At 69.1% G+C, this 13,167-nt stretch carries 12 protein-coding genes; 9 read left to right on the forward strand and 3 right to left on the reverse strand.

What is annotated here, in order from left to right; genetic code table 11:
- Positions 1-200: 200 nt before the first annotated feature.
- The 3 genes from AB0I34_RS26760 to AB0I34_RS26770 all read left to right on the forward strand — a co-directional run bounded on the left by AB0I34_RS26760 (position 201) and on the right by AB0I34_RS26770 (position 5,509).
- Positions 201-1,400: a hypothetical protein gene (locus AB0I34_RS26760; protein ID WP_360449942.1), complete on the forward strand. Its 1,200-nt coding sequence runs from the start codon at positions 201-203 to the stop codon at positions 1,398-1,400.
- An 87-nt stretch (positions 1,401-1,487) separates the two neighbouring features.
- A complete protein-coding gene (locus tag AB0I34_RS26765) occupies positions 1,488-2,486 on the forward strand; it encodes a hypothetical protein (RefSeq protein WP_360449945.1) in 999 nt (332 codons plus the stop codon).
- A gap of 161 nt (positions 2,487-2,647) precedes the next feature.
- The gene (locus tag AB0I34_RS26770; protein WP_360449948.1) at positions 2,648-5,509 is read left to right on the forward strand and encodes a M36 family metallopeptidase; all 2,862 of its coding nucleotides are present in this window, start codon (positions 2,648-2,650) and stop codon (positions 5,507-5,509) included.
- Between the two features lie 58 nt (positions 5,510-5,567).
- Here the strand turns inward: AB0I34_RS26770 and AB0I34_RS26775 are convergent, their stop codons facing one another.
- Entirely contained in the window at positions 5,568-6,110 is a 543-nt protein-coding gene (locus tag AB0I34_RS26775) for a helix-turn-helix transcriptional regulator (protein WP_360449951.1), read from the reverse strand.
- Between the two features lie 116 nt (positions 6,111-6,226).
- Here AB0I34_RS26775 and AB0I34_RS26780 point away from each other — a divergent pair, with 116 nt between their 5' ends.
- Positions 6,227-7,057, forward strand: coding sequence for an SDR family NAD(P)-dependent oxidoreductase (locus AB0I34_RS26780; RefSeq protein ID WP_360449954.1), 831 nt, complete (start codon positions 6,227-6,229; stop codon positions 7,055-7,057).
- Positions 7,054-7,884 carry an SDR family NAD(P)-dependent oxidoreductase gene (locus tag AB0I34_RS26785; RefSeq protein WP_360449956.1) on the forward strand — a complete coding sequence of 277 codons (831 nt, stop codon included), beginning with the start codon at positions 7,054-7,056 and terminating at the stop codon, positions 7,882-7,884. Before AB0I34_RS26780 ends, AB0I34_RS26785 begins: the two co-directional genes overlap by 4 nt.
- Positions 7,885-7,953: 69 nt before the next feature.
- On the opposite strand, the gene AB0I34_RS26790 is transcribed toward AB0I34_RS26785, so the two are convergent.
- Positions 7,954-8,961 (reverse strand): LacI family DNA-binding transcriptional regulator, encoded by a 1,008-nt coding sequence (locus AB0I34_RS26790; RefSeq protein WP_360449958.1) that lies wholly within the window; start codon positions 8,959-8,961, stop codon positions 7,954-7,956.
- A gap of 116 nt (positions 8,962-9,077) precedes the next feature.
- Between AB0I34_RS26790 and AB0I34_RS26795 the strand changes: the two genes are divergently transcribed.
- From AB0I34_RS26795 to AB0I34_RS26805, 3 genes are read left to right on the forward strand one after another with little or no spacing between them, the layout of a single operon-like run.
- Positions 9,078-9,995, forward strand: a complete 918-nt coding sequence (locus AB0I34_RS26795; protein WP_360449961.1) for an amidohydrolase family protein — start codon at positions 9,078-9,080, stop codon at positions 9,993-9,995.
- Positions 9,992-10,555, forward strand: coding sequence for a cysteine dioxygenase family protein (locus tag AB0I34_RS26800; RefSeq protein ID WP_360449964.1), 564 nt, complete (start codon positions 9,992-9,994; stop codon positions 10,553-10,555). Before AB0I34_RS26795 ends, AB0I34_RS26800 begins: the two co-directional genes overlap by 4 nt.
- 28 nt (positions 10,556-10,583) lie before the next feature.
- A complete protein-coding gene (locus AB0I34_RS26805) occupies positions 10,584-11,462 on the forward strand; it encodes a MarR family winged helix-turn-helix transcriptional regulator (protein ID WP_360449966.1) in 879 nt (292 codons plus the stop codon).
- 61 nt (positions 11,463-11,523) lie between these two features.
- On the opposite strand, the gene AB0I34_RS26810 is transcribed toward AB0I34_RS26805, so the two are convergent.
- A complete protein-coding gene (locus AB0I34_RS26810; RefSeq protein WP_360449968.1) occupies positions 11,524-12,636 on the reverse strand; it encodes a TIGR03118 family protein in 1,113 nt (370 codons plus the stop codon).
- A gap of 118 nt (positions 12,637-12,754) precedes the next feature.
- On the opposite strand from AB0I34_RS26810, the gene AB0I34_RS26815 reads away from it, so the two are divergent.
- The gene (locus tag AB0I34_RS26815; protein WP_238164468.1) at positions 12,755-13,150 is read left to right on the forward strand and encodes a RidA family protein; all 396 of its coding nucleotides are present in this window, start codon (positions 12,755-12,757) and stop codon (positions 13,148-13,150) included.
- Positions 13,151-13,167: the final 17 nt, after the last annotated feature.

The raw sequence follows: 13,167 nt of genomic DNA on the forward strand, positions 1-13,167 counted from the left end.
ACCGCCACCCGGCCGCGGAACTTCCCGTCAGGACAAGGAAAACCCCGTTCTCCACGGTTGAACCCATGACATTTGTCGTGGGTCCGATCGCTGGCCCGCGATCGTTGCCCGGGCGGACGATTCCTGAACCCACCCACGCCGGCCTCCGCCCCCGCCGAACGGGATCACGGGCGGAGGCCTGCCCAGCTCGAGGAGTTCTGTTGAGGCAACGGATTCTCGTATCCGCCCTGGGGGCCGGCGCATTGGCCGTCGCAGGGCTGACAGCACAAGGGGCCTTCGCGGCCCCCACCACCCCGTACACCGTCGGAAAGCACGCCGCCAAGGTCTGCTCGGCCACCAACGCCAAGCACACCGCAAGCTGCCACGCGATCAAACTGGTCGACGCCGCAGGCGTCGCACCGACCTCCACGGCGCCTCCGGCGACCGGACTCACTCCGTCCGGTCTGCGCGACGCGTACAAGCTCAACGGCCTGAGTGCCGGCGGCCGCACGGTCGCGATCGTGGACGCCTACGGCTACCCGAACCTGGAACGCGACCTCGGCGTCTACCGGTCCCAGTTCGGCCTGTCAGCGTGTACGACGGCCAGCGGGTGCCTGCGGATCATCGACCAGACCGGCGGCACCTCGCTGCCCAGGTTCAACGCGGGCTGGGCCGGTGAGCAGGCGCTCGACGTCGACGCGGTCTCGGCCGCCGCTCCGGACGCCAAGATCGTCGTCGTCCAGGCCAAGTCCGCGAGCTTCGCCGATCTCGGCGCCGCGGTCGTCACCGCCTCCAAGCAGGCCGGAGTCGTTGCCATCTCCAACAGCTACGGCGGTGGCGACGCCTCCGACGCCAGCTACGGTCAGTACTACAACCACCCGGGCATCGCGGTCACCGCATCCACCGGTGACGACGGGTACCAGGGCGGCAGCTACCCGGCCTCGTCGTCGTACACGACGGCCGTCGGCGGTACGTCGCTTGTTGCCGCAAGCAACTCGCGGGGCTGGAGCGAGACCGTGTGGGCAGGCGCCGGTTCGGGCTGCTCGTCGTACAACACCGCGCTGAGTGCCGCTGCGTCGTTCGGCACCGGCTGCTCGAAGCGGGCGATGGCGGACGTGTCCGCGGCCGCCGACCCGGGCAAGGGCGGGATGGCGATCTACTACCCGACCAGCAAGACGGCGTCGACGTGGGCGCAGTTCGGTGGCACGAGTGAGGCCGCCCCGATCATCGCCGCGGTCTACGCGTTGTCCGGTACCACGAGCGGTTACGCGAACGCGCTGCCGTACGCCCACCCGGGCTCGCTGTTCGACGTGACCAGCGGCAGCAACGGCAGCTGCCCGACGACCCAGTGGTGCAACGCTCGCGCCGGCTGGGACGGCCCGACCGGTCTCGGTACGCCGAACGGCGCCGGGGCCTTCTGATCGACCGGGCGGGGGTGGGCTCAGGTCCACCCCCGCAGTGGGGCTGACGCTCCTGATCTCACGCCGGCTGCTGCCGAGGATCGATGTATGACGATCCTCACCGCCCGGCAGAACGCCGTACCCACGCTTCCGGACAGACCGGCCCGCTTGCATCGGCCGTTGCTCTGGGTCGCGATCGCACTCGCCGCGCTGGTCCCGGTCACGATCGGCGGCGCGCTGTTCGACGACCGGATCCTGCTCGGTCACCCGATCTGGATGAAGCCGCTGAAGTTCGCGATCAGCCTGGCGCTGTACTGCGGCACGCTGGCCTGGATGCTGACCCTGCAGAAGCGTGCCCGGCGGCTCGGCTGGTGGATGGGCACGATCGTTGCCATCGGCGTCGCGGCCGAGATGGTCCTCATCATCGGGCAGGTCGTGGTCCGCGGCCGGCAACTGCACTTCAACGTGTCGACACCGGCCGACCAGTTGATCCACAACATCATGGCGAGCACGATCTATCTGGTCTGGGCTGCCGTCCTGGTGATCGCGATCCAGCTCTTGTTCGACAAGCCCGGCGACCGGGCGTTGCGCTGGAGCATCCGGCTCGCCCTCGGTACGACGCTGGCCGGCATGCTGCTCGGCAATCTGATGTTCCGCGTCACCCCCTCACAGGAACGCGAAGCGGCCGCGGCCGGTCAGCAGCTGCACCTCGGTTCGCACGGCGTCGGCGTCGAAGACGGCGGCCCTGGGTTGCCGATCACCGGATGGAGCACGCAGGGTGGCGATCTGAGGATCGGGCACTTCCTCGGTGTGCACGCACTGCAGGCGATCCCGTTGGTTGCCCTGGGCCTCGTTCTGCTTGCCCGCCGCTTCCCGGCGCTGCGTCCGGAGGGTGCCCGCACCGTCCTCGTCACGGTCGCTGCGGCGTCGTACGCCGGCCTGATCTGGCTGGTCACCTGGCAGGCCGAACGCGGCGAATCGATCGCCCATCCCGGTGGTGCGACACTCATCGCAACCGGTTGCTGGCTGGGTGCGACGATTTCACTGTCGCTCCTAGTACTGTTCCGTGCACGAAGGACAACCCTCGTCTCCACGCGAATCCGGTGAAATCTCTTCCCCGGACTGTCCGCCAGGCTTAAGGTCAGGCGCGGACGGATCGTGGAGGGCGACCCGCGCAGACACTTTTGATGGAGCGTTTTGTGACCACATCACGCAGACGGCGGGGGCTCTTGGCAGTCACCGCGGTCTCCGCCGCCACTGTGCTGGCCGTGACCGCCGCTGGCGGCGCCACAGCCGCGCAGACGGCCGGCCCCACTGAGGGCAAGGGCAAGGCCGCCCAGTCCGAGAACACCAAGGGCAAGGAACGGAAGGGCAACTACGACGCCCGGACGCCGAACGCCAAGACCACCGCCACCCGCTCCGCCAAGGTCGCGGGTCAGGAGTCGGCGGCGTCGGAGAAGTTCCGCAACTCGCTCGGCGCCCAGGGTGTCGTCGAGTTGGACCCGAACACCGGGACCCCGGCCCAGGTCTCCAAGCTGAACGGCTTCCTGACCGGCAAGAGCGCGAAGAAGGCGACCGACGTCGCGCTCGGCTACGTGAAGGCGCACCCCGAGGTCTTCAAGCTCTCCGCCGCGGACCTGGGCACGCTCAAGTTGCGCAAGGACTACGTCGACGACCTCGGTACCCACCACATCTCGTGGATCCAGACGGTCGACGGTGTCGAGGTGTTCGGCAACGGCCTGAAGGCCAATGTCACCAAGAACGGCCAGCTGATCTCGCTGATGGGTGCGCCGGTCGCCGGACTGGCCAGCCAGGCTCAGGCCCGGTCCGCCGCGGCCGCGCCGAAGGTGTCCGCCGCCGCGGCCCGTACCGCCGCCGCCGAGGACATGGGCGGTACGGCGAAGTCCGCGACCGCGAAGTCCGCCGGTACGGCGACCACCTGGAGCAACGGCGACACCGCCAAGCAGGTGTGGTTCCACACCGCCGACGGGCTGCGCAAGGGCTGGCTGACCTACGTCAACGCCGGCGGCATGAAGATCTACAGCCACGTCATCGACGCCCAGACCGGCGCCCTGCTCTACCGCAAGGACCTGGTCAGCGAGGGCAACGGCGACGCGCTGGTGCAGGACAACTACCCGGGCGCCGCGAAGGGCGGCACGCAGCGGGTCGAGAACCTGATCTTCAACAAGTGGCTGCCGAAGAACGCGAAGACGCTGCTCGACGGTACGTCGGTGGCCGCCTTCGCGGACGTGAACGACGACAACCAGCCGAACGCCGGTGAGACGGTCAAGGTGCCGGGCACCAAGACGGGCGCCGAGTACAAGCTGGTGCCGTTCCAGACCACCGCCTCCTCGTTCTGCTCGACGTCGTTCGTCTGCACCTGGGATCCGGCCAAGCCGGACTCCTGGAAGACGAACATGAACCAGGACGTCACCAACGCGTTCTACCTGGCCAGCAACTTCCACGACTGGCTGGCCAAGCCGCCGATCAGCTTCACCCCGGCGGCCGGTTCGTTCGACACCGCGGGCGGCGACCCGGTTCACCTGAACGCGCTGGACGGCGCCGCGACCGCTGCCAACGGCGGACCCGACGCGAACCACATCGACAACGCGAACATGTCGACCCCGCCGGACGGCATCTCGCCGACCATGCAGATGTACCTGTGGCACTTCCCGGGGACGACGGACGCGCAGGACCCGTTCGTGCCGGCCAGCGGTGCGAACGACGCGAGCGTGCTGTACCACGAGTACACCCACGGTCTGTCCAACCGCCTGGTCGTCGACGCCACCGGCAACTCGACGCTGAACAGCATCCAGGCCGGCTCGATGGGCGAGGCGTGGAGCGACTTCTACGCGATGGACTACCTGGTCTCGCACGGTCTGGAGAAGGACACCACCGCTCCCGGTGAGGTCCTCGAGGGCAAGTACGTCGCGGCCGGTGAACTGTTCCGCACCCAGGCGATCGACTGCCGCGTGAAGGCGGTCAGCCCGAACTGCATCCAGCCGGACGGTTCGAAGGGTGGCTACACCTACGGCGACTTCCCGACCATCGGCGGTACGCCCGAGGTGCACGCCTCCGGCGAGGTCTGGGCCCAGACGCTGTGGGACCTGCGCGAGCGCTTCGGCCGTAGCTACGCGGTCAGCCTGATCACCCGGGCGATGGAGCTGTCGCCGGCCGACCCGACGATGCTCGACATGCGCAACGCGATCGTGCAGGCCGACCTGGTCGCGAGCGGCGGCAAGAACGCCGACACGATCTGGACCGTCTTCGCCAACCGTGGCATGGGCTGGTACGCCGGCGTCATCGACGGCGGCGACTCGTTCCCGGCGGAGGACTTCCACAAGCCGCCGACGGGCGCGACCACGACGCTCAGCGGCACGGTTCTGGACAAGGACACCGGTGCTCCGGTGGCCGGCGCGCTGGTCTACGTCGGCGGTCACTCCTCCGGCTACGCCGGCGACTACGCCGCCTCGACCAACTCGAAGGGCGAGTACAAGATCACCGGTGTCGCGCCGGGGACCTACCCGAAGGTCGTCATGTCCGCTCCGGGCTACGAACTGCTGGTGCAGTCGGCAACGGTCTCCAAGAGTGGCTCGAAGGCGAACTTCGCACCGCGCCGCAACTGGGCCGCTTCCTCTGGCGGCGGTTCGGTGGTCGACTTCAACGGTCCGGACTTCACCCCCGACTGTGGCCCGGCGTACGCGATCGACAACGCGCAGGGCACCGGCTGGGGCAGCACCACCGGTGACGACAACGGCACGCCCACGAACGTGATGGTGCCGAAGCACGTCGACATCAAGTTGCCTGCCGCGGTGAACATCACCGGCTTCAACGTCGACCCGTCGAACACCTGTGGTGACGCGGGCAGCGCCTCGACCGGTCAGTACCGGATCGAGACCTCGGTCGACGGCACCACCTGGGCGACCGCCCAGGAGGGGACCTTCACCGCGGCAAACCGGGCGAAGTACAACCTGCTCACCCCGAGCGGCAACGCGACCGGAGTTCAGTACGTGCGGTTCTGGATGCTCAGCCCGCAGGTCCCGGACTTCGCCACGAACTGCCCGGACGGCGCCTTCAGCGGTTGCCAGTTCACCGACATGACCGAGCTCCAGGTCTTCGGTACGAAGTAACCCGCATCACCCCGCGAAGGCCGGTCGAGCATCCCGCTCGGCCGGCCTTCCGGCGTTCTCAGTGGTCCTTCGACGGCTTCGCGGGCGGGACCGTCTGGGCCCATTCGGCCCATTCGGCCAGAGCGGAGTACAGGCGGATGCCGGCTTCGACGGTGACGCGCATCGACTGGGTCTGCGGGCTGTAGCCGAAGTCGCCGCGGTCCTTGGCCGCCGCGTACTGGCGGTACTGCTCGGCCAGTTCGGAGTAGAACCGTGCCTCGGACTCGAGGTGACGTTGCAGGTCGTCGGCGTCCATCAGCCAGAAGAACAGTGACCTGAGCAACGGCTGCAACCGCATGGTGTGGTCGATCTCGACCTCGGTCAGCCAGCGCTTGACCTCCGCCAGCCCGGCGTCGGTGATCCGGTACGCCTTCCGCCGGCGCGGTCCCTCGCTCTCGACCTCGACCAGGCCTTCGCCAGCGAGCTTGCCGAGCTCGGCGTAGATCTTCGGGTGCTGTGCCGGCCAGATCGAGCCCAGGACCTCGGTGAACCGACGGGCCAGGTCGTACCCACTGGCCGGCCCCTCGGCGAGCAGCCCGAGCAGCCCGTGCCGCAGCGACATGGCGCGCCTCCTTCGATCTCGTCGGAACATCTTGACATGTCCCCGGGGACATGTGCATGCTCCCATATGTCCCTAGGGACATGTCCTGGGGGCCAATTGATCGTGAGGGAGTGGGAATGTCTGACAGTCGTGCAGTACTCATCACCGGCTCGACCGGCGGCATCGGAGCAGCGACGGTCGAGCTGCTCCGTCGCCGCGGCTTCACCGTGTACGCCGGGGTGCGCGGGCGGGCCGGGTTCGGTGAGGGAGTCCGGGAGGTCACGCTGGATGTGGCGGATCCGGAGAGCGTCGCGGCCGCGGCCAAGCAGGTGGCCGGGGAGGTCGGCGGCCTGCGGGCGGTGATCAACAACGCCGGAGTGATCGTGCAGGGACCGATCGAGCTGGTGCCGGCCGACGAATGGCGACGGCAGTTCGCGGTGAACACGCTCGGCCCAGCTTCCGTCGTTCGCGAGTTCCTGCCGTTGGTCCGCGCCGGAGCGGGCCGGATCATCAACGTGAGTGCGCCGACCGGCCGGGTCGCGATGCCGCTGCTCGGTGCGCTGTCGGCCAGCAAGGCAGGACTGGAGGCACTCTCGAACGCACTCCGACTCGAGCTTGCCGCGTGGAACATCCCGGTCGTGGTGGTCGAGCCGGGATCAACGGAATCCGCGATCTTCACCAAGGCGGGGGCCGCCGCCCAGGAGGCGCTGGAGCGGACGGACGGCGACCGGGTGGCGCTGTACGGCGCCCATCTGGCCGCCTATGAGAAGGCGAGCGCTCGCTTCAAGCCCGGTCCGGCCGAGAAGGTTGCCGAGGTCATCGTGCGCGCCGTCGAGGCGCGGCGGCCCAAGCGTCGCTACACGGTCGGTGACGCACGCACGCTGGCGGCGATCCTCACCAGGTTGCCGGTCGGACTGAGGGAGCGAGCGCTGAGCAATGCCCTTGGATTGAAGGGGATCAAGGCGTGAGCGTCGTCGTCCTGGTCGGGGCCACCTCGGGGCTGGGGCGGCGAGCAGCCGAGCAGTTGTCGGCTGGTGGTCATCGGCTGTTCCTGGTCGGGCGCGACCCGGCTCGCGCCACCGATCTGGCCAGGCGATTGCCGCAGGCAACTGTCGTCACGGCGGACATGTCGGTGCGGGCCGGCGTCGAACAGGCGGCTGCGGCGATCACGGCCGAAACCGAGCGGATCGACGTACTGGTGAACAACGCCGGGGTGATGACGCCTACTCGTCAGGTCAGTGCCGAGGGCATCGAACTGAACCTCGCCGTCCATCACCTGGCGCCGTGGTCGACGACCGCGCTGCTGCTGCCGCTGCTTGCGTCGGGTGGCCGGATCGTCAACGTGAACTCCGAGGGGCATCGGTCGCCGATGCGCGGTGGCGCGGTCCGGATCGATCCGCGGCGGCTGGCGGACGGGCCGGCGGAGTTCGATCCGTTCCTCACCTACAGCAGGACGAAGTTGGCCAATCTCCTGTTCACGCATGAGTTGCAGCGCCGCCGACCGGACTTGAGTGTGGTCGCCGTACATCCGGGTGTGGTTCGGACGGATCTCGGGCGGCAGTTCCCCCGGCTGCAGGTCGCGGCCGTGCAGGCCTTCGCCCTGTCCGCGCGGCGCGGTGCCGAGCCGGTCGTGCGGTTGGCCGTCGGCCCCGAGGCGCCGACCGGGTACTACGACCGGTTCCGGTCGGTGCGGTCGTCGGCGATCTCGTACGACGAAGACCTGGCGCAGCGCGTCTGGGCCGCAACCGAGGAACTACGGCCGCATGCCGCTGCCTTCCCACATCGTGGACGATGAACAGTAAGTGCAGTGAATTAGTCTAGTTTCGAGCGCGTGGAGATCGCAGCCGGCAGGTCGTCGCGCCGCTCAGGTGGGCGGCGCGGCGACCGAGCCGCGCTCGATCAGGGTCGGGGCCACAGTCGTACGACGGACCCGGCGGTTGGTGTCGACCGCGGAAGTGACGCGGGCGACGACGTCCGCGACCAGCTCGTCGAGCGGCCAGTGGAACGTGGACAGTGGCGGTGTGAGCAGCTGCGACATCGGCTGGTCGTCGTACCCGAGCAGGGACAGGTCCTCCGGGACGCGGAGGCCGAGCTCGCGGCTGGCGGCGTACACACCGAAAGCCATCGAGTCCGCGAGCGCGAGGATGCCGGTCGGTCGGTTGCTGCTGGTGAGCAGCTCGCGGGCGACCTCGGTCGCGCCGGCCAAGTCGTGTGGGCACTGCAGGATGCGGACCTTCAGTTTGAGGTCCACGCCGATGCGCTGAGCGATCTCCTCGGCCGGCCGCTCGACCTCGAACCGGCGGGTCGGGCTGAGGACCGCGACCCGTCGGTGGCCGGCCCCCGCCAGCCGGCCGAGCGCGATGCTGACGCCGGTCTCGTTGTCGAACACGACCTCGGACTTCGCCTTCGCGCCGGGCAGTGCGTCGCCGATCGCGATCACCGGCGCCTGCTGCGCGATCGCGGCCCAACCCTTCGCGGCCGGGTTGATCGGGATCACCACGATCGCGTCAGCGCGGTGGTCGACCAGGTGCTGGGCGAGCTCCAGCTGGCGATCCGCGTCGCCGGCGGAGTCGATGATCCAGGCGTTCCGGTCCGGGGCGAGCAGCTCCCGGCCGAGCGCGGCGGCGAGCCGCTGCTGCCACAGGTCCTCGAGCGACGCGCACAGTACGCCGATCGAACCGCTCCGGCCGGACGCGAGCGCCCGCGCCACCGGGTCGGCCTGGTAGCCGAGTCGATCGGCGGCGTCCTGGACCCGCTGCCTGGTCTCGGGAGTGCCGTGCAGGCCGCGCAGCGCGTAGGACACGGCCGCCATCGACAGGCCCGTCTCCGCGGCGATGTCCTTGAGGGTTGGCCTGCGGCCGGTTCCGGACATGATCAGCACCCTAGACCGCCCGGCGGACAGAAACTTGACAAGTGTCGTATTGAAGCGCTTCACTCTAAGAGTCCTGAAGCGCTTCAATCTGATCAAACCGCCGGGAGGGGAAGCCGATGATCGACGTTCATCAGCACCTCTGGCCGGCCGAGTTCGTCGACCGCCTCCGGGCCCGCTCCGAGCCGCCGTACCTCGACGGCTGGACGCTGCACACCGCGACCGAAGCGCCGTACGAGGTCGATCCGGCCGCGCATGCGGTGGACAAGCGGGTCGCCCTCGAGCGGGACACGGATACGACGCTTGCGGCGGTGTCGCTGTCGAGCCCGCTCGGCATCGAGCAGCTCCGCGACAACGCGCTGCTCGACGCCTGGCATGCGGGTGCGGCCGCGCTGCCGGAGCCCTTCAGGGCTTGGGCTTCGGTGAGTCTGATCAAGCCTGACGTCGACGGCCTCGGCGTACTGCTGGCCGACGGTTTCCTCGGACTGCAGTTGCCGGCGCATGTACTCGCGACACCGGCCGGGTGGGCCGAGGTCGGCGAGTTGCTCGCTGTCGCCGAGCGGTCGGACAAGCCGATCCTGGTCCACCCGGGCACGGCCCGGACCGACTGCGAGGTGCCCGGGTGGTGGGCGCCCGTCGTCGACTACGCCGGTCAACTCCAGGCCGCATGGTGGGCCTGGCACGCGTACGGCGGCCGCCACCAGCACCCGCGGTTGCGGTTGTGCTTCGTGGCCGCGGCCGGACTCGCCCCCGTGCACCACGAACGGCTGGCCGCCCGCGGTGGCCGGCTCGGCACCATCGACCCCAACCTGTACGTCGACACCTCGAGCTACGGCCCGCAGGGGATCGACGCGGTCGCGCGGGTCCTCGGCATCGACCAGGTCGTGCACGGCACCGACCGGCCGTACGCCGGGATCACCGACCTCCGCCAAGGCGACGCCGCGACCGCGGTGATCCGCCACGCCAACCCACACCGGCTCCTGTACGGCGTCAACCCCGGGGGCGGGCAACCATCTCCTGAGAGGGGAGTGCAGTGACTGCTCAGCCGATCACCGACGTTCCGAACGTCCCGGCGCGCCAGCCCAGCCGGCTAGTGGATCTCAACAACTGTCTGTCGCTGGACAACCTTCCGGGCCGCGACCTGGATGCCGCAGAGTTGTCCGAGCTGGCCGCGTCGGTGGCCGCGCAGCCGCACCTGTGGGAGGACAAGGTCGCCTACAGCGACGAGGAGCGCGTGTTCGCCTCCCTTCATCGGGACGCGAACGTCGACGTCTGGCTGATCTGCTGGACGCCGGTCAACGACACCGGTTGGCACGATCACGACGTCTCGTCCGGCGCGGTCGCGGTGGCGAAGGGCACGTTGGTCGAGCACAACCTCGCGATCGGCACCGACTCGGTCGAGACCGAGGTGACGGCCGGCGACGTCTACGGCTTCGGCCCGGACCACATCCATCGCCTCACCGGCCTGGACAAGGGCAGCGTCACCGTCCACGCGTACAGCCCGCCGCTGTGGCGCATGGGGCAGTACTCGGTCAAGGACGGCGTACTCCGCCGCATCTCCGTCTCCTACGCCGACGAACTCAGGCCGCTCGACTGAGATCACGTTCTCTGACTAAAGTCAGAGAATGGAGATCGGCGCGGTCAGAAGGTTCAACCGGATCGTCACCGAGCGCGTCGGCGCGCTCAACGACGCCTACCTCTCCCGGGACCGTCCGCTCGGGCAGGCCCGGGTGTTGTGGGAGATCGGCGCGGACGGGTGCGACGTACGGGCGCTGCGGACGCGGCTCGGCCTCGACTCGGGGTACCTGAGCCGGTTGCTGCGGTCGCTCGAGGAGGACGGGCTGGTCCGGGTCGAGCAGAGCGGTGCGGACGCGCGGGTGCGGATCGCACGGCTGACCAGGACGGGTGCGAAGGAGCGGCGGCTGCTGGACCGGCGGTCCGACGAGTTGGCCGGGTCGATCCTGGCGCCGTTGAGTGAGCGCCAGCGCGATCGGCTCGTCGCCGCGATGGACGATGTGTCACGGCTGCTGACCGCGTCGATGGTCGACGTCGGCATCGTCGATCCGCGGCGGCCGGAGGCACAGCTGTGCCTGCGCTCGTACTTCGACGAGTTGGGCGAGCGGTTCGACAACGGGTTCGACCACGCGCGCAGCATTTCGGCGCAGGACGCCGAGCTGACACTGCCGGCCGGTCTGCTGCTGGTCGCGACGCTGCATGCGGAGCCGATCGGCTGCGGTGCGTTGAAGCTGCACAGCGAGGAGCCCGCGGAGATCAAGCGGATGTGGGTTTCCCGCGATGCCCGCGGTCTGGGGCTCGGACGCCGGCTGCTCACCGAGCTCGAACGCGAGGCAGTCGCCCGCGGCGCGAACGTCGTACGGCTGGAGACCAATCGGTCACTGACCGAGGCGATCGGTCTGTATCGCGCGTCGGGCTATCAGGAGGTGTCCGCGTTCAACGCGGAGCCGTACGCCCATCACTGGTTCGAGAAGTCGCTCAAGACCTGAGAGGGCGTCTGAGAACCCTGAGTGTCCGGGGAGGCCCCGATCTCCCCGGACACCAGGTGGACTACGGCTTGCGGAGTACGCCGATCAGGCCGTGGGTCTCCTGGTCGAGACCCGCGGAGAACCAGAGGGCGTCGGTGCCGCCGGTGGTCGCGGTGCCCTGGAGCAGAGCCCAGAGACCGTCGATCGCGAGCGTCTTGCCGGCGGGGGTGCGGACCTGCCCGTCGGACTCGTAGCGACCGTGCGACTTCGGCTGCAGGATGTTGATGCGGCCGTCGCCGAAGTTGCCGACCAGAAGCGTGCCGGCCGGCTGACCCCAGGCGGCCGGAGCCAGCGCGAGGCCCCACGGCGCGTTCAGCGAGTCGCGGGAGGCGACGCGACTGACGAACTTGCCATCCACCGTGTACTGGTCGACGAAGCCGAGCCCGCGGCCGGGGACGCTGCGGCCGGTCGTCGGGTCGGGCTTGGCGTAGGTGACGAAGATCTTCCCGTTCAGCGTCTGCACGTTGAAGGGCGCGTAACCCTTCGGCAGCGAGCGGTCACGGAACGCCCACCACGGCAACTTGACCGGGTTGAAGGCGTTGTCGAACACGTCGATCCGGCCCTGCGCGAAGTTGGCGGCGTACAGCTGGTCACCGGTGCTTGCCGTCGCGACGGCCAGCCCGGTGTAGGCGGCGCCCGGGGTGGTGGCGACGATCTGCGCCGCACCGATCGTCGGGCTGACCGGCGGGCCCCAGGCGGCGATCTGGCCGGTCAGGGTCGCGAACATGAACCGGGCCGGAGCGCTGACGGTCCCGTTGCTGAGGACGAAGCCGGTGCCCGGGTTCGAGACCTGGCCGGTCGGCAGCGGCACCGTCACCCGGACGGTGGGCACCTTGGTGATCGTGGTCGAGCCCGGCGCGGACGAGTAGAGCGTGGAGCTCGACGTCCCCTGGTTGGACACCCACAGCGGCGTCGTCGCGCCGAGTGAGAGGCCCCACGGGTTGACCAGGTCCGGGTCGGTCAACACCGCCTTGCCGGGGAGGTCGGAGGCGAGGTTCACCTGCTGTACGGCGAGATGCCCCGAGGATTCGTGGTGGTCTTGGTGCGCACTGGCGGTCGCCGGGGCGACCAGCGCGAGACCACCGATGAACGCGGTCGCAACAGCGAGTGGACGGCCCTTCGGGCGAAGCGACATGTCACTTTCCTGTCGGTTGAGGTGCGGAACACCATCGATACGGGCCGATGGGCTAGGCGGTTCAATCCGGCGCAGGGTAGACATGGGCAAGCAGCAACGTGGGAGGGGGAAGGAAACTGTGGCGGAGCTTGCGATCCAGCAGTTGAACCCGGCGATCCTGCCGCCGGCGACGGGGAACTACACGCATGGCGTGGTCGTCGGTGGGGCCGAGCGGACGGTGTTCGTCAGCGGTCAGGTGCCGTGGGGCAACGAGCACGGCCGAGTGCCGGAGAGTTTCGAGGCGCAGTGCCGGATGGTCTGGCGCAACGTGCTCTCGGTCCTGGCCGAGGCGGGCATGGGAGTGCTGAACCTGGTGAAGGTGACGACCTACCTGTCCGACCGGCAGTTCCGGGCACTCAACTCGAAGATCCGCGAAGAGGTCCTCGGTCAGCACGCACCCGCGCTGACCGTGATCATCTGCGACATCTACTCCGAGAACTGGCTCCTCGAGATCGACGCGATCGCGATGGCCTAGTCCTGTCTGACGGTCCC

Origin of the sequence: Kribbella sp. NPDC050281 (genome assembly GCF_040655855.1) — a bacterium.
In the GTDB taxonomy this organism is placed as follows: Bacteria; Actinomycetota; Actinomycetes; order Propionibacteriales; family Kribbellaceae; genus Kribbella.